Consider the following 21,917-nt stretch of genomic DNA (forward strand, 5'->3'; position numbering starts at 1 on the left):
GATTCTTTAGATTAGGATAGACGTCTACAGTTTTCTTATTTTTACCGACTTATTACAATAACTATAAGGCTTTGTAGTTATGTAAGGTAGACTTAAAAAGAGCTCTTTTGAATAAATATTTATCACAGTTTTTATTAATACTTGTAGTCGTTTCAGGACTTGTAGGATGTAGCCGTAAGAAAAACTCCTTTATAAGTCGCAACCTACATGCCGTAGGAACAGAATACAATGTATTGTATAACGGCGACCTTGCTTTACAAGCAGGACTGGATCAACTAGAGCAAAATTATAAAGACAACTATTGGGAAGTTCTACCAGTTGAAAGAATGTCTGTTAAGGACGAGGTTTTTCTACCAGGACAGCGAGCGCTAGATCCCAATTTTGAACGAGCTGAAGAAAAAGCGGTTAAAGCGGTACAAAAACACAGCATGCTTATCAATGAGGTAGAATATAATCCTCAAATCGATGAGGCATACATGCTATTAGGAAAAGCTCGCTATTATGACCAGCGATTTGTTCCTGCCCTTGAAGCATTTAATTACATTTTACAGTTCATGCCAGAAAGTGATGAGCTCAATAGAGCAAAAATCTGGCGAGAAAAAACAAATATGCGATTAGATAATAATGAAATCGCAATTAAGAACTTGAGAAAATTACTTTCTCAGGACGAGGAAAAATTTGAACAAGAGGATCTAGCACTAGCAAATGCCATTTTTGCACAAGCTTTTTTAAACTTAGAAGAAGTTGATAGCGCGTTAGTCTACATGAATAAAGCAGCTCAACAAACTAAAAATAGAGAGACACAAGCAAGATATAACTTTATAGCAGGGCAATTATTTGCAAAATCGGGTCAACGCGACAGTGCTTTTGCACATTACGATCAACTTATTGAATGGCATCGTAAAATACCTAGACGTTACTATATAAACGCTTTTATAGAAAAAATAAAACTGTACGATCCGGCCGTTGATAGTGATACCGAGCTTATTGAAACCATCACCGATCTTGAGGAAAACAGAGAAAACAGACCGTGGTTAGATGCTATTTATTCTCGTAAGGCAATTTACTATCATGACAAGGACAGTTTAAATCTTGCCAAAGAATACTTTAATAAATCGCTAAGAGCCAAAGGTGGTACTGATAAATATTTAAGAGGTAATAACTATAGTGCACTTGCAAAAATTAGTTTTGATCAGGCAGAATATGTCAATGCTGGGAAATACTATGATAGCGCAGTAGCGCAATATAAGGAACGCACGCCAGAACATAGATTGGTACGTAAAAAGCGAGACAATTTAGAAGGTGTTATAGTATATGAAGGATGGCGTAGAAGTGCCGATAGTATTTTTAAAGTACTAGCAATGTCTCCACAAGAACAAGAACAATATTATCAAGTATATATTGATAGTTTAAAAGCACAAGAAGAAAGAGAAGCTCGAGCTGCCGAAGTTGCCGCAGCAAAAGAAGCACAGCAGCAAACGGCCTTTGCCAAAATTCAAAATAACAAAACCTCTAGAAGAGGTAATATAGGACCAACCTTTGGTGGAGCAACACCACCAGGACCTACAGGACCTTCTTTAGGTAACTCATCTTTCTACTTTTACAACACGCAAACTGTTGCTCGTGGTAAACAAGATTTTAGATCAAAATGGGGTAAACGCAAATTAGAAGATAACTGGCGACGTAAAAACAAAAAATCTACCCTGGAAGGAGAGATAGAAGATGAAATTGTAAATGAAGAAGAGGAACTACGACCAGAGTTCACAACCTCCTTTTATATTGAACAACTACCAAAAGGCAGATTTGTGTTAGACAGCATTGCCGACTCTAGAGACTTTGCCTACTATCAGTTAGGTGTAATCTATAAAGAGAAATTTAAAAGAAACGATCTGGCTATTGATCGATTCACTAGACTTCTGGATTTTGAACCAGTAGAAAAACTAGAATTACCTGCCCTTTACAACCTATACCTTATTTATAAGGAAGACAGTAAAACACCAAATGCACAAAAGGCCAATCTCTATAAAAACAAAATAATCTCTGAGTATCCAGATTCTAGATATGCTGAGTTATTGCGTAATCCAGAATCAAAATTAGATAATAGTGAAACACCCCTTGCGGTTTATAATAGACTGTATAAAATGTATGAGGCTGAGCAGTACGATCAAGTAATAGCTCTTGTTCCAGAATATGTCAAAATATTCAATGGAGATGAAATTGTACCTAGATTAGAACTACTTAAAGCATTTGCATCAGGTAGATTATACGGTTTTCAAGCTTATAAGCGAGGAATAGATTATGTAGCACTTAATTATCCAAATAGTGAGGTAGGTAAAAGCGCACAGGATTTAGTAAAAAAAGCAGAATCTCTCAAAATACCAGAAGTTTACCTGCCAGAAGATGGGCTTACAGATTTTAAACTGGTTTATAGGTTTAATAAAAGTGAGCAATCTGCAATCGATAACCTGACTGCTGCTCTTGATGACGCTTTCGCGAAAGCGGAATACTCATTCACCTATTCAACCGACGTGTATAATGAAAACGAAAAACTGTTAGTAATTCACGGTTTCAATACTAAATTAGGAGCCAAAGGATTGGGTGAATTACTACAGAAACCAGAAAATGGTTATAATATTTCAAGACCTTATATTGCAATAGCAACAGAAAACTATAAAATCATTCAAGTGTATAAATCATTGGATAAGTACACCGCTGAAATGAAGTAAATACCCCTTAAAGAAAATGTTTAGCGATAAAAAATCAGGTAAAGGAACAATGGAGTCAGGAAAATCTCAAAACCGTATTGGACAAGGAACTGTTATTGAAGGAGATATTAAAAGCACAGGTGGCTTTAGAATAGATGGTACAATTATAGGTTCATTGGAAACTACAGCCAAAGTAGTAATAGGGAAAGAAGGTAAAATAGACGGCTCCATGCATTGTCAAAATGCCGACGTTGAGGGAACCATTAAAGGAAAATTAGTAGTGGATAATCTTTTAACGCTCAAAGCAACTGCTCGTATCGATGGTGAAGTGACAACAGGTAAACTAGCTGTAGAACCAGGCGCAGAGTTCAACGCTACTTGTAGCATGCAATCTGGTGTTAAAAACATTAATGACTCAAGTAAAAAAGGTAAAACTGCCTGATGAATTTTTATGTAAAGTCCCTAGCAGTAATAACCGTAATTACCCTTTTACTGTATGCTGCGCACTTTTTTCTTATCCCGGCAGGAGAGATCAGTATAGTAAAAATCTATTTGTTTTTAGGTATAGCAGGATATTTTACAGTTGCTGCCTTAAACTACGTGCACACGATTGCTAGTGAAAAACTAGGATTCGTATTCATTGCTATATTAATGGTAAAGATAGGAGCAGCACTTTTAATATTCCCAGAATTGCTAGCAGAAGAAGAGTCATTATCTCGTGTTGATAAGTTACACTTACTTGTTCCTTACTTCATTTATCTCATGATTGAATCTGCCATTGTAATTAAGTGGCTTAATGATAAATAATTACCGTTTATAACCGGTTTAAAAAATTAATAAAATAATAGCCTAGTTTTTAAGGTTATTTCAAATGTTTTTTGTCGTACATTTGCACCCGAATTTGAGAACCTAACTATTTAAGGTGTAATACATGTACAGAGCTTATATTAAAACAGCTTTTTTTGCTTTACTTTTTACTGTCTTTTCAGGAACAGTTAATGCTCAAGAAGATCATGGTCACGACAACCATACTACTGAGGCCGATGGCGGTAGAGTAAATTCTAAAGAAGAAATTAACGCTTACATTAAGCATCACTTGAAGGATGCTCACGATTTTCACCTGTTTTCGTATACAAACGATGCTGGTGAACGCAAGCATGTAGGATTTCCACTTCCCGTAATCGTTTGGACTAGTGAAGGTTTAAGAACTTTTATGTCTTCTGAATTCCATCATGATGATGATGGTAAGGTGCTTGTTCAAAAAGATGGAGTTACCTTAACTAAACTTCATAGTAAAATCTATGAGTTAGATAATGGAGCTACTACTGTAGCTTTTGATGAAGAGCATCACCCGACTAATGCACACAAGGTACTTGACTTTTCAATCACAAAATCTGTATTTGGAATTTTAGTTACTGGTTTGATATTACTTTTATTGTTTGGTGGACTAGCTAAGCAGTATAAAAAGAAAAACATCCCAACTGGATTTGGTAGAGTGCTAGAGCCTCTAGTAATCTATGTGCGTGATGAAATCGCTCGTCCTAACATAGGAGAGAAAAAGTATAGAAGATTTATGCCTTATTTATTAACGGTATTTTTCTTCATCTGGATTTTGAATTTATTAGGACTTACTCCTATAGGATTTAATGTAACAGGTCAAATTGCAGTTACAGCATGTCTTGCAATATTCACTGCAATTATTTACCTATTTAGTGGTACAAAAGAATTTTGGGGTCACACTTTATGGATGCCAGGTGTTCCAGTTTTACTTAGACCAATTCTTGCCGTTATAGAATTAGTAGGATACGTGCTTATTAAGCCGTTCTCACTTTTAGTGCGTTTGTTTGCAAATATTACAGCTGGTCACTTTGTGGTGATGAGTCTTATAGCCCTTATGATAACCTTGAAGGAAAGTTTTGGACCAGTAGGTTCAACAGGACTTTCATTAGTTCTAGCGTTATTCATTATGGTAATAGAATTATTAGTGGCTTTCTTACAGGCCTTCATTTTTACAATGTTAAGTTCGTTATTCATCGGTATGGCCGTTGAAGAACACGATCATCATCATGATGAAGAACATGAGGATGAGATCTTAACTCAAGGTGAGGTTGAGGAAACTAGAGAACGTTTTGTTTAATTTTTAAATCAATTGTTATGTACAATTTAATTGGAGCTGGTCTTATCGTTATCGGTGGTGGTATCGGTCTTGGTCAAATCGGTGGAAAAGCGATGGAAGCTATCGCTCGTCAACCTGAAGCAGCTGGAAAAATCCAAACTGCGATGATCATCATCGGTGCACTTCTTGAAGGACTTGCATTTGGTGCACTTATCTTAGGTAAGTAATCATTAAAAAATAGAACACATTCCTGTAACGGTTGGTTACAGGATGTGTTTTAAAATTAGAATTAAACTCAAATTTTAGAATAACTATAAATGGAAACTCTTTTAAACGACTTTTCTCCAGGCTTGTTTATCATGCAAGCGATAATCCTTATCATATTAGTAGTATTATTAGGGAAATTTGCATGGAAACCAATCATCAATTCATTAGATGATCGTGAGCAAGGAATCAGTGAGGCACTTGCTGCTGCAGAAAACGCAAAGCTTGAAATGAAAAAGCTTGAGGCTTCAAATGAAGCTGCTGCTGCCGAGGCTCGTGCTCAAAGAGATACTATGCTTAAAGAAGCTCGTGAGATCAAAGAAAAAATGATCGCCGAGGCAAGCACTGAAGCTCAAGAAAAAGCTGATAAAATTATCGCACAAGCTCAAGAAACTATTGAAGCTGAAAAGAAAGCTGCACTTGCTGATATTAAAACACAAGTAGCTGAACTTTCTGTTGATATCGCTGAGAAGGTAACTCGTAAAGAATTATCTGAAAAAGATGCGCAACTAGCTTTAATTGATAAAATGCTTACTGAAGCTAATATCTAGGAATTATGAAATTATCAAGAGCTGCATCACGATACGCAAAAGCTATTCTTAATCTCGCGGTTGAGAAGAACGAGGCGGCTGCTGTGAATGATGACATGAAGACCATACTAGCCACGCTAGCAAATAATAAGGAGCTCAGCCAGTTTCTATCTAGTCCTTTAATTAAGACGGAGCAAAAACGTAATGCATTACGTCAAGTTTTTAAGGATTCTGGGGCGATAACTATGGGGTCATTTGATCTATTAGTGGATAATAAAAGAGCCGATATCCTTGCCGATGTTGCTACACGTTACATCTTCTTATTTGAAGAGATGAACAAGCGCGAGATTGCTACAGTCACAACTGCCGTAGAAATTACAGCAGATTTAGAAGCAAAAATACTTGCTAAGGCAACCGAACTTGCTGGTAAAGAGGTAACTTTAGAGAAAAAAATAGATTCATCTATACTAGGTGGTTTCATTTTAAGAGTAGGTGATAAGGAAATTAACGCTAGTGTTACAAACAAATTCAGTGCGTTAAAAAGAGAGTTTGCTCAATAAATAATAATATCTGTGGTTAGTTTGCTTTCGCAAAAGCGTACTTACTACAACTTAATAGAAAAGTAAAAACCGCAAGGTTTAAACATAGAATAAAAACAATAACATGGCAGAAGTAAATCCAGCAGAAGTATCTGCAATACTTAAGCAACAATTATCAGGATTTGATGCAACTGCATCTCTTGATGAAGTGGGAACTGTTCTTACTGTAGGTGACGGTATCGCACGTGTTTATGGTCTTTCAAACGCTCAATATGGAGAACTTGTTTCTTTTGAAACAGGAATGGAAGGAATCGTATTAAACCTTGAAGAGGATAACGTAGGTGTGGTACTTTTAGGCCCATCACAAGAAATCAAAGAAGGTGATACGGTAAAAAGAACACAACGTATTGCATCTATCAAAGTAGGTGAAGGTATTGTAGGTCGTGTGGTAAACACACTAGGTGAGCCTATAGATGGTAAAGGTGCTATTGAAGGAGACCTTTATGAAATGCCACTAGAGCGTAAAGCTCCTGGGGTTATCTATCGTCAACCTGTAAATGAACCAATGCAAACAGGTATTAAGTCAATTGATGCCATGATTCCTGTAGGTCGTGGACAGCGTGAGCTTGTAATTGGTGACCGTCAGACTGGTAAATCAACAGTATGTATTGATACAATCCTTAACCAAAAGGAGTTTTATGATGCTGGTGAGCCAGTATATTGTATTTATGTAGCTGTTGGTCAAAAGGCTTCTACAGTAGCTAACATTGCTAAGGTACTAGAAGATGCTGGTGCCCTAGCTTATACTACCATTGTTGCTGCAAACGCGTCTGATCCTGCTCCAATGCAGGTATATGCTCCATTTGCTGGTGCAGCAATAGGTGAGTACTTCCGTGATACAGGTCGTCCTGCTCTTATTGTATATGATGATTTATCTAAACAAGCTGTTGCATATCGTGAGGTATCTCTTTTATTACGTCGTCCACCAGGACGTGAGGCGTATCCAGGAGACGTTTTCTACCTACACTCTAGATTATTAGAGCGTGCTGCAAAAGTTATTGCAGATGATGATATCGCAAAAAACATGAATGACTTACCAGAAAGTCTTAAGCCTATCGTAAAAGGTGGTGGTTCTCTTACTGCACTTCCTATTATTGAAACTCAGGCTGGTGATGTTTCTGCTTATATTCCTACAAACGTAATTTCGATTACTGACGGTCAGATTTTCTTAGAATCAGATTTATTTAACTCTGGTGTGCGTCCAGCAATTAATGTAGGTATTTCGGTATCTCGTGTAGGTGGTAGTGCACAGATTAAGTCTATGAAAAAAGTATCGGGTACTCTTAAGCTTGACCAAGCACAGTTCCGTGAACTAGAAGCATTTGCTAAGTTTGGTTCTGATCTTGATGCTGCTACACTTAACGTAATTGAAAAGGGTAGACGTAACGTAGAGATCTTAAAGCAAGCTCAAAACTCACCTTACACGGTAGAAGATCAGGTTGCAATTATCTATGCTGGTTCAAAGAACTTGTTAAGAAATGTACCTGTAGAGAAAGTAAAAGAATTTGAAAGAGATTATTTAGAATTACTTAATGCAAAGCATAGAGATACTCTAGATACTCTTAAGGCTGGAAAATTAACTGATGAAGCTATTGACGTATTAACAGCAGTAGCAAAAGATCTTTCAGCACGTTACTAATAGAATAAAGAAAAAGAAACAAGAGAACCTCTCTTGTTTCTTTTCTCCTTATCTCTTTTCTTAATAAACTATGGCAAACCTAAAAGAAATAAGAAACAGAATATCCTCGGTATCTTCAACCATGCAAATTACTAGTGCAATGAAGATGGTGAGTGCAGCAAAGCTTAAAAAGGCCCAAGATGCCATTACAGCAATGCGTCCTTATTCTGATAAACTTACTGAAATGCTACAAAATTTAAGTGCTACGCTAGAAGGTGATTCTGCGAGTGCTTATTCTGTTCAACGACCAGTTGAAAAGGCTTTAGTGGTAGCTATTACTTCTAATCGTGGTCTGGCTGGTGCTTTTAATTCAAACATTATCAAAGAATTGGTGCGTTTGAATAAAGAAGAGCTTAATGGTGTGGCAGTTTCATACATGACGATAGGGAAGAAAGCAAACGACTTTGTTAGTAAGAACGACACGGTTCAGTCTAACAAAAGTGATTTGTTTGACAACATTTCTTTTGAAAATGTCGCTGCAATTGCAGAAGAATTGATGGAGTTGTTTAAGAACGGAGACTTTGATAAAATCATCCTAGTTTATAACAGCTTTAAAAATGCTGCAACACAAATAGTAAGAACTGAAGATTTCTTACCTCTTGCACCTGTAGCCAAAGACGAAGAAGCTATCGCTGCTCAAAAAGAGATGGATTACATCTTTGAGCCTTCTAAAGAAGAAATCATTGAGGAACTTATACCTAAATCACTAAAAACACAGCTTTATAAAGCAGTACGTGATTCATGGGCAAGTGAGCATGGTGCACGTATGACTGCAATGCACAAGGCTACAGATAACGCTACTGAACTTAGAGATCAGTTGAAATTAACTTACAACAAAGCTAGACAAGCTGCTATTACTAATGAGATTCTTGAAATCGTTGGTGGAGCAGAGGCATTGAATAACTAGTAAGTTTTTCTTTCAAAATACAACTTAAGACCGCTCCCAATTTGGGAGCGGTTTCATTTTATTAATGTTTAAATAGTCCAAATACGTGCATGAGTTTAAGAAACCTTATCTTTATGCCTATGGGATTTAAAAGATTGTTGCTTACGTTCAGCCTATGTTTGTTTTTCACCTTTAAACTTAGCTTTGCACAAATACAAGTAGGTGAGGATATTGTTGGACTGAGTTATAGTGAATCTTGTGGAAGTGCTGTTAGTTTATCTTCTAATGGAAAGATTATTGCTGTTGGATCTCCTGGAAATAGTGATAATGGAAATGTCTCTGGAATGGTAAGAATTTTTGAAAACAAATCTGGAAATTGGGTTCAAATGGGGCAGACTATTTACGGTGAGTTTCCAAACGAATTAAGCGGTACTAATCTTTCTCTTTCTTCAGATGGTACTACCTTAGCAATAAGTAGCCATGGCCTCCGTCAGTTTATTTTTAATGCTGGAGCCGTAAGGGTTTTTAGATATATTCAAAATAGTTGGGTTCAGTATGGAAATACTATTTACGGTGAAAATAGAGGGTTTTTAAGTGGTCGGTCACTAGAACTTAATGATGATGGAACTATCGTTGCGATTGGAGCCCCATATAGTAATTATAATGGCACTAGTTCTGGGCATGTGACTGTTTATAAAATTGAATCTAATGTTTGGAGGAATATGGGTGAAAGAATTGTTGGAGCACAAGCATTTGATCAGTCAGGTGTAAGTCTGAGCTTATCCTCAGATGGAAATATCATCGCTATAGGCAGCGAATTAAATGATGCGGCTGGAAGCGCATCTGGACATGTTAGGGTTTTTCACTACTTAAACAATATTTGGGTTCCTTATGGCGAAGAAATTAAAGGGAATTATCCAGGAGACTACTTTGGAACAAGTGTTTCATTGTCTTCAGACGGTAATATATTGGCAGTAGGAGCACGAACCGCTACTGTTAACGGAGAAAGCACGGGTCAAACTAGGGTTTTTAGGAAAACTATGAATGAATGGATTCAAATGGGTCAAAGTATTAATGGAAGCCATTCTGAATCTGGAAACGGTGGTAGTGTAAACTTATCTGAAAATGGAAATTTTTTGGTTATTGATGAAAGTTTCAATCAAGATGTTGCTTTTCGTGCAGGACTAGTAAAACTATATCGTTTTGAGAATGATAATTGGGTTCAAGTAGGTAATAATATTTACGGTAAATTCCCTAATGATAATAACGGGTGGAGTACAAGCTTATCTTCAGATGGCTTGACTGTAGCGATTGGATCGCCATCTAACAATTCAAGTTCAAATTCAAGCGAAAATGGCTATGCTAGAGTTTTCAAATTTAAAAGTTCAGCCGAAAACAATACGAGCTTTGATGTGATAGTAGATAATGATGGGGATGAATTATATCTTACATTTGACAATGATACTTCGTTTAAAGAGTTACGATTGTTTGAAATGTCAGGAAAACTTGTTTACGAATCATTTGATCCTAGAATTACAACTACAAATTTGTCAACCGGAGTTTACATTCTACAAGCCGTTTTGAATACGGGAACTAAAACTAAAAAAGTAATAATAGAATAAGTTCTTAAATAACGGAGTGATTTTAGTTAGTTTCAATAAATGTTGTTCAAAGAACTCTTTTTACTATTATTTACGGGTTCTCCTATAAATAGGAAAAGTAGTTTTGATCTATCAGGGGAAACGATAAGCGACCACATTAATTCCTTGTGTTCACAAAATGAAAGTTTTAAGAAGATGTTTACCACTCATCAACCCTTTACTGGTTTTATTCACGGCTATTATGGTAGGGAATTTACGTTGAAGCCAAAATCATCTGTTTTTAAAAAGAATTCCATAGGGGATTATGTGTTTGCATTGGGTAGAATTGAACCTGTCCATGACTATAAGTCAATTGTACAAGTGTCTTACCACAGAACTCGAAAAATTAGAGTTTCTTTTTATGCCATTTCTACATTCTTTTTGCTGCTCCTAGTTTATTGCGCTGTAAATTTCGAAATTGATGACACATTTGTTTATTTGGTATTGGCATTAATTGGATTATATGTGTTTTTCTTGCTGGTACTATTGGTGGGAATTTATAAACAAGTGACGTATATAAAAAAGCACTTAATGAATGGTTTGGATAGAATTAACTAGCAAGTAATAATGAAGATATTCAGCTGTATTTTGTGGATCGCATTTTCGGTTTTTTATAACACCAGTGCTCAAAGCCATATAGGAATTATCAAAGATGTAGATGGTTATACTCTTGTCCGAGAATCAGCTGGATTACAAACGAAAGTAAAAGACACACTTTATAATGAAGACTTCTTTGAGTTCTATGCGACTGACACAACAAATTGGTTTTATGTACAAACCTGGAAAAACAAAAACATATCAGGATTTGTTCATAAAAGCCGCATACAACCAGTTGAAGAACTTAGTGAACAATATCAAAAGGACCTTATCGAAAAGACTCTTAAAAACTACAAAGACCTTCAAGAAAAGGCAAACAAATCTTTAGCAACAAAAAACCAAATTCTCATTAAGGAATCATTTCAAAAAGCCGCTTTTTATAGCGACTCTAGATATAATTATGTTTTAGAATTTATAAATGAATACTTTAAGAACACTAAAGACATAGAGCTTCTTCATTTATTTATACAAACCATGATTGCAGACTCAAGTTCCGCTAACGAGTTAACTAGCGATGCCATCGCAATGTGTTTTATACACAATCCAAAGATGGTGTATAAATCGGTTATGCGTATTCAAGCAGTTGAGCATAGAAAGCAGATCGTAGATCATATACTTTTCGGCTTATCTAATTATTCAGCTTTAACTGTAACAGATTCTATTTCCAAAAAGGAGTTAGTTAAGTATAAAAATCTTTTGAATAGGTTATAGAGTTTTCGGATTTGAATACAGGGTTAATAACAAAATGATTATTCATTTGCTTTTATTTTAGTACGCTTTCGCGAAAGCGGAGTATCTAAAACATAAATTTTCAAAATAACCATGTAACATTTTAAAGAAGTTGCATCATAAGGATGAATAACAATTAAAAACATCATTATGAAACGCATTATTCTTTTCGCTATAGCGTTATTTATTTTTTCTCACAGCAATGCTCAAAACGCTATCAAAACCACCGTAAAAGGCTCTGGGAAACCTGTTCTACTTTTACCTGGGTTTGCAAGTGATCACACAGTTTGGGGTTCTGTAGTAACCGAATTCAAAGACCATAACGAATTACATTTAGTAGATTATGCTGGTTTTGGTCAGGTTCAACCGATTGACTCGTTGTGGTTACCTAGGGTTTTAAAGGAAATTAAATCCTACATAGCTCAAAACAACACTGAAGAATGGACTGTTGTAGGTCATAGCATGGGTGGTACCATTGCCACATGGTTAGCTGCTCAAGAAAACTTGAACATCAAACAGGTAGTGGTTATTGATGGATTACCTGGTACGGCAGCGCTTATGTTTCCTGGTGTGGATCCTAGTACACTTACCTATGACAGCACTTACAACAATCAAATGCTAACTATGACTGATGAACAATTCAGTCAGATGGCAGTGATGATGGCACAAGGAATGACAAGCTCACCAGAACATCAAAACCTGGTTGCTAAGTCCATCACTAAGTGTGATCGTAAAACCTATGTTCATGGATATACCGATTATTTAAAACTAGATGTACGACCACTACTTAAGCAAATAACTATTCCTGTAACCATTCTAGCCGCAGGACAACTCTATGGTGTAGAAGGAGCAACTCAAACTTATAAAAATCAGTACAGTAACTTGAATAATTATGACTTTCATATCAAGGCGGACTCTAAGCATTTTATTATGTACGATGCTCCAGATTGGTTAAATGAGAAATTACAAGCTATTTTAGACTGATGATAACCGACCAGCAAAAAGCATTTGAACAACTTTATCACAATAATGTAGACAAGGTTCACCGACTCTGTTTAGGGTACGTAAAAGGAAATCAACCACTAGCTACAGACTTACAACAAGAGGTTTTTATTAAAGTCTGGCAACACTGGAACTCCTTTAAAGGAACCGCAAAACGTTCTACTTGGTTGTACCGTATTGCTGTAAATACCTGCTTGCAGTTTTTACGAGACAATAAAAATAAACTAACAGAGAGTTTAGATAATAAGATAGAACAAGTTGTAGAAACTGTAGTAGATAAGGAACTTCAATATGCAACGCTTTACGCATGCATGAACAAGTTGAATAAGGTCAATAAATCCATTCTTTTATTAGAATTAGAAGAAGTGCCACAGCAGGAAATTGCAGCTATCGTAGGAATTAAACATAATGCTGTGCGCACTAGAATTAATAGAATTAAACAACAACTTACAAAATGTGTCAATCATGAAAACATTTGAAGAAATAACTAAAACCTGGCCGGATCAAATAGCCCAGCCTGATTCAAATATTACCACAAAAGCAACAAACACCCTAGCACAAATTAAAAGAGGACAACACATCACGATAGCTGTACTAATTGTAACTGCTCTAATTTTAGTAGCTTATTTTATTTACACAGCCACATCAAACGAGCCTTTATTTACTGCAGGACTGTTACTTATGATAGGTGTTATTGCGGTGCGTATCGCTTTAGAAATCAAGTCTTCTAAGCAATTTAAACCTATAGACCCATCTTTGAACGCAAAGCAGTACACACAGTTAAATGAAGACCGACATCAATTGAGATTACAAATCCACCAGATATGGACACCGGTACTACTTACACTGTACTGGGTAGGATTTGTTATGCTTATTCCTACTTTTAAAAAGTATTTAAGTGATTTTTGGTTTCAATATACCTGGATTTCAAGCATACCTATTGCAATTGCAATGATTGTATTTATTGCTTACCAGATTAAAAAAGAAAAGCAAATGTTGAAAACGCTTCAAAGAGATTTAAAAGAGTTCTTATATTAATTTTTTATAAATGTTTTTAGTTTACAAACTAATAAAACAAGTTTTTAATATTAACTGTAGTTCAATAGAATTACGCGGCAATTACTTGTGGAGTATTTACTGGCATTTCTATTAAGGTTGCTGTATTAACAATGAAGCCTGAATTTACAGCGAATTGTTGCTGAGCAAACGAATTCACAACATTATACTGGTAGAATATTTGAGTAAGTTGAAGAGGTATGTTTAAAGCATCCTTTAATCCTAATTTTGAATCGTCAACGTGAACCCATCTATCTAGTGCTTGTTCGTGCATTTTATTCATGACATGATTTCCATAATATTTCTTAAGTCTCAAAAAGATCTCGACATCAAATAACCATCTTGTCAAGAATGCTTGTTGATAGGCTAAAGGAATTATATCTCTTTTAAACACTTTGGCACCGCATTGTGTGTCTTCTATAGATAAACCTAAAATAAAGAAGATGAACATTTTCACGATTTTAGAAAACAGTAATCTCAACGGGTTACGCTCGATAGTACCATTTCCTTTACCTCTGGAACCGTAAACCATTGTAAGCTCATCATTATTATGCAACGTATCTACCAACTTTTTAAAGTCTTTAAAGTCGGTAGATAAATCTGCATCAATGAAACCTATATAGTCAATATCCTCTCTGTTGTATAAGTATCTAGCACCTGAACGAACTGCGGCTGCTTTTCCAGCGTTCTTTTTAACATCAACAACACTTACTCGTTGAGGGCTGTTTTTACGAATACTATTCAAAACCTCTAGAGTGTTATCTTTACTTCCATCATTTACAAAGCATAAATGATAGTTTTCATGAGCTTGAATAAATTCAATAAAGGCTTGAACATCTAGTCTTTTTTCTTCATTGTAACACGGTATGATAATTCCAGTTTTCATAATATTTGAGCTTTAATTACGACCCAAAATTATCGGTGTAAGACACCTAATTTCGTTGAAATTCGCTGGTTGTCATTTAACTATAGACGAGTGGTAGTCGAGCGAGGATAAATGCCGATGGTTGGATAAATTCCTTGTTATATCTTTAGCATGTATAAAATGCAACCATTGAAATCATCTAAAAAGACCAATAAAATATTGATAGCAGCTTTATTCGTAGGGCTGTTGTTTCATGGTGCTACGATATTTTATACTCTGGAAACGACCTATGATGCTCTTATTCATTTGTTTTTTGCAGAACACTATGCTAGTAATTGGTTTGAACCTTGGAACTTTAAGTGGTATACTGGTTTTACAGTAATGAGTTATCCACCATTGGTACATCAATCTATAGCCTTGTTAAGTAATATAGGTGGATTGAAGTTTGGTATGTTCACTATTGCTATAGTAGGAGTTATCTTATTTATTACCGGTGTTTATCGATTTACTCTATTACTTACTTCAAACAGAAATTGTGCAGGTTACGCTGCGCTTCTAGCTGTGTTTTCTTCTTCATTTGTTGAAACACTACACATATTCGGTCAATTGCCTAGTATAGTTGGAATATCGGTACTTATGCATGCCCTACCAGAAATTTATTTATGGTTGAAAAATGGTAAAATCAAATATTTAATAACGAGCTTATCCTTAATCTCGGTTACCGTTACCTCACATCATGTCACACCGATTTTTGGGATGGTATTTTTTATTTTTCCATTAATCGGAATGGTCATTATGGACCATTCAAGAGATCGTGTTTCTACGTACAAACAAATCACTTTTAAGGTATTCCTAGTTAGTTTTTTTAAATTGTTTAAAAGGATAGTAGTATTTGGAGCTTGTTCTTTAGTAATTATAATAGGTTGTATTTTACCATATTGGATTAACACTAAAAATAATCCAATAACACAGGTTCCTATACCACATGGATCACGAGATAATTTTATAGAAATCACTTCTTCAGGACTTGTTTTCTTTTTAATTCCATGGGGTATTCTTCTGTTAATTCTACCTTATATATTCTATAGGTATTATAGTAAGCGTTATTTGTTTTTTGGTTTGTCTATTACTTTACTTACTATATTGGGAACAGGAGGAACTACTCCTATACCAAGAACGGTATTAGGAGAAAACGCCTTTAATATTCTTACCTTAGATAGATTTACGTTATGGGCTTCCATAATGTCGTTGCCTATGTTGGGTGAGTTTGCCTATAGATTTATAAATGGTGATATAAAAGAGTTGATCCAAAGTAAACTAGGTGCCGTTTATCATAGATTAAGCGGTGGTGTATTAGCTGGTTTAATCATTTTTTTCAGCATTTTTACAATAACTCTAGGAAACTTTAGGCCGTCGCAACCGCCTAAAATTAAAATGCTACCCATAGTCAACTTTCTTGATCAAGATCAACACCATGAATGGAGGTATTTAACATTAGGATTTGGAGATCAAATGGCATGGCTATCTGCTCAAACGAATGCACTAACGGTTGATGGTAATTATCATTCTGCTCGCAGATTACCAGAGTTGACAACAAGACCGATAGAACGATTAGAAAATTCAAAGTTTAAAGGTGTAGAAGGTTTAGGCTCTTTACAACAATTTTTAACCGCTCCAGAAAAGTATCATTTGAAATACATTTTTTCTAATGATAAATTTTATGATCCAATGCTATATTTCAGTGGATGGCAAAGATTACAACAACTGGAAAACGGAATTATGGTTTGGGAAAAACTTAATGTTGCTCCATTACCAAAAATTTTACCTTTTCAAGATGTCGCACAATGGCAAAAATTGCTTTGGGGAATCATACCTACATTGACAGTGATTATAGCATTTGTGCTCAATTTTCACTTGCTTTTATTAAGATTGTTGAAATATAAAGAGGTTAGATTACCGGATTATTTAAAAGTACCTTTTACAATCAAAAACATACCTTGGAGTTTAATTGTACTACTACATATATGGTCAATAATTTTAGTAATCATCTCAATTATTGGTCTTTATTTATTATACATTAAAAATGATGCCCACCATAGTCCAGAGAATGTAAGTATAGCTTATTATGACGCTCTTGATTTCAAGGAATTTAAAAAGGCACATAGCTATATTGACGTAAAAAGTAAACTTTCCCTTGATCAATATATGCTAGAGGTTTCAGTATCTGACGGATTATTAAGTTCTTATGGTAAGCTAGACGAAATAAACACTCAAATTGTATCATCTACTGATAGCACAGCTATCGTTCAAGTCTTAACAAAATGGATTACTCCATTGAAGAAATTAGAAAAAACCACGAATATTTCTACAGTAAAACGTGATGGCAATTGGTACATTCAATTACAGGAAAAAGATCCAGATCTTCCTCCAGATCAATTCATAAGTGTTAATCAAACAGATTTTTATAATCAAGGAAGACGCAAGGCAACGGTAGAAAAAACGTTTCACGAGGACGTACTTAAACAACCAGAACTTCAACTACTCAATAGCAAACTTGTTAAAAATGATGGACAGTATTATTTACTTGGTGAGGTACAAAATATAGATAATGTTCCTGCAGATGTTGTTATAAATGGCACTATTTACGATAACAGCAATAAAGAGCTAGCTAGTTATAATGCTCAATACGATTTAAAACACAAACTGTTACCTAAAGAGATCAGCAGTTTCAAAATCAAGTTTGAAGGTATCGCCTGGCAAAATACCAAAGACAGTATTCCGTCAGGATTTGATCCAGACCATTATACACCTATTAATTTTGAAAGTGAACCGCAGGTTTTTAATCTTCAAGCTGCTGGTAATGTAGCTATAACTGATTTGTATAAAGCACTAACTATCAATGAGCTTCATTTAAAGGGAGATAAATTGTCAGGCTCCTTATTCAATGCGGGCAATCAACAAGTAACAGTACCTCAACTACTAATATCCTATTATGATCAACATTCAAATCTAGTTTGGGTAGAACATCATTTTATTACTGATGCGATAAGACCGCAGCGCAAGTCAAATTTCGAAATTAAACTTACTGATCTCAAAGAATTAAAAATCATTAATTCAAACATGTCAAATTGCTATGTAAATGGATTACCCAATCCTAATTACCATACTAGTTATGATGACAAAGTTGAACATGAATTAACACCTACAAGTAATAGCGAAATCCCATATATTAAAATAGAGTTGAACAGTTATATAGGTAATCCTAATTAATGATTTTAAGAAACTCACATATCCTGATTATGATAGTGACTTTGCTTATGTCAAGCAAAGAACATCCGTATGTGGATCCTACATATCGATTGATAAACACAACTACTGAATACCTTGCAGGAGATAACATTGTCCTAGAAATAAGTACCACCACTGATGACATTCCTTTACTTAAAATAATGGGTAATCAAGGCATTATTCTAATTAAGCCTATAAAAAACGACGCCTATTTAAAATATCCAATATCTCAATTTATCTCAAATGAAGCTGGTGTGTTTTATTGGAAATTACTTCAAACTAATTTGGAAGGTAAACTTAAAATTTTACCTAAAAACATACATCACATTGAGAGTTATGTTGGTCCACCTACTTTAGAAGCTAGTAAGGATGATTTTACTATGATTACTATTCTTCCGGTTGATGAATTTGATAATCCTCAGTTGGACAGTACTACTGTTACTCTTAAAAACTTTATAGACTTCAAAAAAGAGGAAAAAGATCTTATGATTAATGACCTTTTTACGTTTGATAATCTCAATGCTCCTACATCTACTGGTAAATTAATTACGTCGGTCACATCGGGAAATGTATCCAGTAAGGAACACACGATTGATATAATGGCTGGTAGAGCTGTGGATTTTACGCTTTCGCGAAAGCGTAATCACCCATATGCAGATGGTAATCAAACACTACAACTCATTACCTCATCAATTACCGACCGTTATGGAAATACAGTTTCTGATGGTACGCTTGTTACTTTATACGTTCAAACGGAAAATGGAACAACTAGACAAACCACTGCAACAACTATTAACGGAGTAGCAACAGCAAACCTACTTCATCCAGAAAAAGCCGAGTCATGGGAAGTACGTGCCCTAATCCCTAATATGGCTGTAAGCAATTATGTGAAAATTGAATTTTTACCAGCTATCAAAGATTTTGATATTCAGATTACGGGTAGAAGTATAAAGGTCACATCACTTACTAGTTTCCTAGGCCAAATCATTCCAGACGGATTTACAGTCGAGGCAATTATAGTTGGAAATGATAGCGACCATAACTTAAATAAAGGAACCTTAAACGGTGATGTTACATTTTATCTAGACCCAAACGTGTTTGAAAAAGGAGACTATGATATTAAAATTACAGCTGGTGGAATCGTGAAACATCTTAAAAACGTAGCTGTTGAATAACTTTAGCGTAAATATATTACGATCTGGACTGGTTTTACTTTACCTAGGACTTATAGCCTGTGTAATCCTAGCGATAGGAAGCGTATACAGTTATTTAAATACTGGGGCAGATCGCAGTAAAATGCTACATACTGAACAGTTAGAACAACGCACTTATCGACCTATAATAACTTGGGATACAACAGCAGTAAAAGGTAGATCCGTTAATAAAACCATGCTTGCTACAATAGAGAAAGATTATTTAAACGCATGGCGTGTAAAAGCAAATGCTCTTAAAAATAACGACATTAACGGTGTTTCAGATTTTTACACAAAGCGCTCATTGGGAAAACTAAAATCTATTATCGACTATAATATTAAAAACGGAACAACCGTTGAGATGACCACGCTAGAGCATCATCCTAAAATAGAGTTTATGAGCGAGGATGGTCAAATTGTGGTTATATCAGATACCGAAGTACTTCAATATCAAAAAACGTATCAAGATAATCAGATAATCGATGAACAAAACACATCAAATGACTATAAGGTTGTATTACTATTACAGGATGGTCATTGGCACATAAGGCATTTAGTTTCAACAGGCGTGCGTTCTATAACCTCAAATTTTGAAACCTTACCACTGCACAGTAAAGTAAGAGGAATTAATTATTACCCTCAAAAATTTCCTTGGGATACCTTTAATGATAGTATTACAAAGGCCACTTTTGATTCAGATTTTAAGCTGCTTAAAAATCAAGGCATCAATACGATTAGAATTTTTATTGGGTATGAGGATTTTGGAAAGGAATACGTACAAAGTAAGAAAGTTAATAAACTGCTCGAGCTATTAGATAGCGCTCATTCCAATGATCTAGACGTATTGGTAACTCTATTTGACTTTTATGGTAATTATGATATCGAAGACTGGACAATGACCACACAGCATTTAAATCAATTGATTCCACAAATAATGAATCACCCAGCTTTATTAGGTTATGACTTAAAAAACGAGCCAGATCTCGATTACGAAAACCGAAGTCGTTCCATGGTAGATTCGTGGCTTGAACAAATGATTTATCGTTTAAAATTACTAGACCAGGATCATCCAGTCACTATAGGTTGGTCAAATGCACAAGCTGCGACAGGATTAAATGAACATGTAGACTTTGTATCTTTTCATTATTATGAAGACCTAGATGAATTATCAAATAAGTGGGAAAAACTTCGTTCTCAAATCCCTGAAAAAGAAATTGTTATTACCGAATATGGATGGAGTTCTTACACAGGAATACTGGGTTTGAGTTCTAGTGAAAAAGAACAAGCAGAGTATCATAAAAAAGCCAACTCAATCCTCAAAGAGAAGAAAATTCCTGCTATGTCCTGGACTTTATATGATTTTAATCAAGTTCCTGATAAGGTAACAGGAATATTGCCATGGCGCCGAAATCCTCAAAAATTCTATGGATTTATCGACGTCCATGGCAATAAGAAACCAACCTTTAAACATTTATCTAATTAACAACCTGTAAATGGTTAACAGACTTATATTCAGTCTGTAATTCATCAAAAACATCGACATATAATTGTGCAATCTTACTCATAGGATAAGCAGTTGCAGCCTCAAAATTTGAACGAGCTATAGCGCGACGGTGAGCGTCGTTTGTAAGTAATACTTCAATGGCATCTGCCAAACTAGTAATACTAGTAGGCTCAAAAAACTCACCTCTATAACCTTCTTCTTTAGTAAGTAGAGCTAGGTCTCCTAGATCAGGCATTACTACAGCCTTACCATAACTTCCTGCTTGATGCAGTACTCCAGAACTACCAGTAGTAGATGTATATGGGAATATAACGATATCGCTTTCGCGAAAGATTACAGGCACCTCATCCTCTTCTACATATCCAGTAAACGTTACCTTTTCAACGCTACTGTATTTCTTTTTAACACCTTCTAAATATCCAGGAACGTTTGGGTTATCAGTTCCTGCAACTATTATCTCAATATCTAAGTGAGTTCTTTCACGTACTAATTCTACAGCCTCGATCATATTCTCAACCTTTTTATAAGTTCCAAATTTGCCAAAGGTCATCACCTTCAACGCGCCAGTATTTGCATCGTAGCTAGGTTCTTGTTGAGGAGTTTCAAAAGTTCCATGAGGTATAAGCCTTACATTACTTGCGTTGTATTTCTCTTGTAAAATGGTTACATATTTCTGCATAGTAACGGCTACAACATCTGCTTGTAATATGAGTCTAGTAAGTAAAGAGCCTATTAAGTTATAAGCTTTCTTAAGGATAATGTTATTTGTAAAACCGGCACTAGATAAGTCTACTTCCTCAAGAATGTTATGCAGCAAGACAACTGTTGGTATTTTTTTTAGTTTACACATTAAGGGTAACATTAAACCTAATGCAGCAGCTACTTTTTTGTCTCCGAATTTCATAAATTGTAGGTTGAATAAAACCCGATCTGGATTAGTCTCGTTAATTGCTTTAGTAACCGATTTTAAGTTCCAGTAGCTATTGAAGGACCAACATTCTTTGACAGTTATGATGCAATCATCATTTTTAAAACTTAAATCTTTTTCTTCAACTGTGTGATCAGTTAATAATACAATCTCTGAAATTTTTTCATGATCACTTAAGCTTTTTACCAAATGGAAAGCATACTCATTTAGTGTGATTTTACTAGGAGGAAACGATGTTACGACTGCGATTTTCATTGATCTTTGTTTTTAATGTCTATACAAATATGCCTAGTTTTAAACGTGTTAATCAGTCAAAAACGATTGCACACCTATATGT

The 21,917-nt window shown here is 35.2% G+C and carries 21 protein-coding genes; 18 read left to right on the forward strand and 3 right to left on the reverse strand.

Annotated features, from left to right (window positions below):
* Positions 1 to 107: 107 nt before the first annotated feature.
* From porW to BST91_RS11605, 12 genes are all read left to right on the forward strand, one after another.
* Positions 108 to 2,726 (forward strand): type IX secretion system periplasmic lipoprotein PorW/SprE, encoded by a 2,619-nt coding sequence (gene porW, locus BST91_RS11550; RefSeq protein ID WP_085775465.1) that lies wholly within the window; start codon positions 108 to 110, stop codon positions 2,724 to 2,726.
* 16 nt (positions 2,727 to 2,742) lie between these two features.
* Positions 2,743 to 3,147 (forward strand): bactofilin family protein, encoded by a 405-nt coding sequence (locus BST91_RS11555; RefSeq protein ID WP_042276675.1) that lies wholly within the window; start codon positions 2,743 to 2,745, stop codon positions 3,145 to 3,147.
* Positions 3,147 to 3,512, forward strand: a complete 366-nt coding sequence (locus BST91_RS11560; RefSeq protein WP_085775466.1) for a DUF6168 family protein — start codon at positions 3,147 to 3,149, stop codon at positions 3,510 to 3,512. The genes BST91_RS11555 and BST91_RS11560 overlap by 1 nt, the downstream gene beginning before the upstream one ends.
* Positions 3,513 to 3,636: 124 nt before the next feature.
* Positions 3,637 to 4,842 carry a F0F1 ATP synthase subunit A gene (atpB, locus tag BST91_RS11565; protein ID WP_085775467.1) on the forward strand — a complete coding sequence of 402 codons (1,206 nt, stop codon included), beginning with the start codon at positions 3,637 to 3,639 and terminating at the stop codon, positions 4,840 to 4,842.
* Between the two features lie 17 nt (positions 4,843 to 4,859).
* Positions 4,860 to 5,048 (forward strand): ATP synthase F0 subunit C, encoded by a 189-nt coding sequence (atpE, locus tag BST91_RS11570; RefSeq protein WP_041495483.1) that lies wholly within the window; start codon positions 4,860 to 4,862, stop codon positions 5,046 to 5,048.
* Positions 5,049 to 5,138: 90 nt separating this feature from the next.
* On the forward strand, positions 5,139 to 5,636 hold the full coding sequence (locus BST91_RS11575) for a F0F1 ATP synthase subunit B (RefSeq protein WP_042276668.1): 498 nt from the start codon (positions 5,139 to 5,141) through the stop codon (positions 5,634 to 5,636).
* Positions 5,637 to 5,641: 5 nt separating this feature from the next.
* Positions 5,642 to 6,175, forward strand: a complete 534-nt coding sequence (gene atpH / locus BST91_RS11580) for an ATP synthase F1 subunit delta (RefSeq protein WP_042276666.1) — start codon at positions 5,642 to 5,644, stop codon at positions 6,173 to 6,175.
* Between the two features lie 103 nt (positions 6,176 to 6,278).
* Positions 6,279 to 7,853 carry a F0F1 ATP synthase subunit alpha gene (atpA, locus tag BST91_RS11585; protein ID WP_042276664.1) on the forward strand — a complete coding sequence of 525 codons (1,575 nt, stop codon included), beginning with the start codon at positions 6,279 to 6,281 and terminating at the stop codon, positions 7,851 to 7,853.
* Positions 7,854 to 7,923: 70 nt separating this feature from the next.
* On the forward strand, positions 7,924 to 8,799 hold the full coding sequence (gene atpG, locus BST91_RS11590; RefSeq protein WP_060523459.1) for an ATP synthase F1 subunit gamma: 876 nt from the start codon (positions 7,924 to 7,926) through the stop codon (positions 8,797 to 8,799).
* A gap of 89 nt (positions 8,800 to 8,888) precedes the next feature.
* Entirely contained in the window at positions 8,889 to 10,400 is a 1,512-nt protein-coding gene (locus BST91_RS11595) for a T9SS type A sorting domain-containing protein (protein ID WP_085775468.1), read from the forward strand.
* Positions 10,401 to 10,439: 39 nt separating this feature from the next.
* The gene (locus BST91_RS11600; protein WP_085775469.1) at positions 10,440 to 10,976 is read left to right on the forward strand and encodes a hypothetical protein; all 537 of its coding nucleotides are present in this window, start codon (positions 10,440 to 10,442) and stop codon (positions 10,974 to 10,976) included.
* 9 nt (positions 10,977 to 10,985) lie between these two features.
* Positions 10,986 to 11,726 carry an SH3 domain-containing protein gene (locus BST91_RS11605; RefSeq protein ID WP_085775470.1) on the forward strand — a complete coding sequence of 247 codons (741 nt, stop codon included), beginning with the start codon at positions 10,986 to 10,988 and terminating at the stop codon, positions 11,724 to 11,726.
* Positions 11,727 to 11,764: 38 nt separating this feature from the next.
* On the opposite strand, the gene BST91_RS13420 is transcribed toward BST91_RS11605, so the two are convergent.
* Positions 11,765 to 11,893 (reverse strand): hypothetical protein, encoded by a 129-nt coding sequence (locus BST91_RS13420; RefSeq protein ID WP_262496995.1) that lies wholly within the window; start codon positions 11,891 to 11,893, stop codon positions 11,765 to 11,767.
* A gap of 1 nt (position 11,894) precedes the next feature.
* Between BST91_RS13420 and BST91_RS11610 the strand changes: the two genes are divergently transcribed.
* The 3 genes from BST91_RS11610 to BST91_RS11620 are packed head-to-tail and all read left to right on the forward strand — an operon-like array spanning position 11,895 to position 13,784.
* Positions 11,895 to 12,728, forward strand: coding sequence for an alpha/beta fold hydrolase (locus BST91_RS11610; protein WP_085775471.1), 834 nt, complete (start codon positions 11,895 to 11,897; stop codon positions 12,726 to 12,728).
* Complete coding sequence (locus tag BST91_RS11615) at positions 12,728 to 13,225, forward strand: RNA polymerase sigma factor (RefSeq protein ID WP_085775472.1); 498 nt, start codon at positions 12,728 to 12,730, stop codon at positions 13,223 to 13,225. The genes BST91_RS11610 and BST91_RS11615 overlap by 1 nt, the downstream gene beginning before the upstream one ends.
* Positions 13,212 to 13,784 carry a hypothetical protein gene (locus tag BST91_RS11620; RefSeq protein ID WP_085775473.1) on the forward strand — a complete coding sequence of 191 codons (573 nt, stop codon included), beginning with the start codon at positions 13,212 to 13,214 and terminating at the stop codon, positions 13,782 to 13,784. The genes BST91_RS11615 and BST91_RS11620 overlap by 14 nt, the downstream gene beginning before the upstream one ends.
* Positions 13,785 to 13,854: 70 nt before the next feature.
* On the opposite strand, the gene BST91_RS11625 is transcribed toward BST91_RS11620, so the two are convergent.
* Complete coding sequence (locus BST91_RS11625; RefSeq protein WP_085775474.1) at positions 13,855 to 14,688, reverse strand: dolichyl-phosphate beta-glucosyltransferase; 834 nt, start codon at positions 14,686 to 14,688, stop codon at positions 13,855 to 13,857.
* 159 nt (positions 14,689 to 14,847) lie between these two features.
* Between BST91_RS11625 and BST91_RS11630 the strand changes: the two genes are divergently transcribed.
* Genes BST91_RS11630 through BST91_RS11640 form a run of 3 tightly spaced genes read left to right on the forward strand, consistent with a single transcriptional unit; the run spans position 14,848 to position 20,631 of the window.
* Positions 14,848 to 17,937: a hypothetical protein gene (locus BST91_RS11630; RefSeq protein WP_085775475.1), complete on the forward strand. Its 3,090-nt coding sequence runs from the start codon at positions 14,848 to 14,850 to the stop codon at positions 17,935 to 17,937.
* 47 nt (positions 17,938 to 17,984) lie between these two features.
* A complete protein-coding gene (locus BST91_RS11635; protein ID WP_085775476.1) occupies positions 17,985 to 19,130 on the forward strand; it encodes a hypothetical protein in 1,146 nt (381 codons plus the stop codon).
* Positions 19,123 to 20,631, forward strand: coding sequence for a glycosyl hydrolase (locus BST91_RS11640; protein ID WP_085775477.1), 1,509 nt, complete (start codon positions 19,123 to 19,125; stop codon positions 20,629 to 20,631). Before BST91_RS11635 ends, BST91_RS11640 begins: the two co-directional genes overlap by 8 nt.
* Here the strand turns inward: BST91_RS11640 and BST91_RS11645 are convergent.
* On the reverse strand, positions 20,624 to 21,835 hold the full coding sequence (locus tag BST91_RS11645) for a glycosyltransferase (protein ID WP_085775478.1): 1,212 nt from the start codon (positions 21,833 to 21,835) through the stop codon (positions 20,624 to 20,626). The genes BST91_RS11640 and BST91_RS11645 overlap by 8 nt on opposite strands.
* Positions 21,836 to 21,917 lie beyond the last annotated feature (82 nt).

It is taken from the genome of Nonlabens tegetincola, assembly GCF_002117085.1.
In the GTDB taxonomy this organism is placed as follows: Bacteria; Bacteroidota; Bacteroidia; order Flavobacteriales; family Flavobacteriaceae; genus Nonlabens; species Nonlabens tegetincola.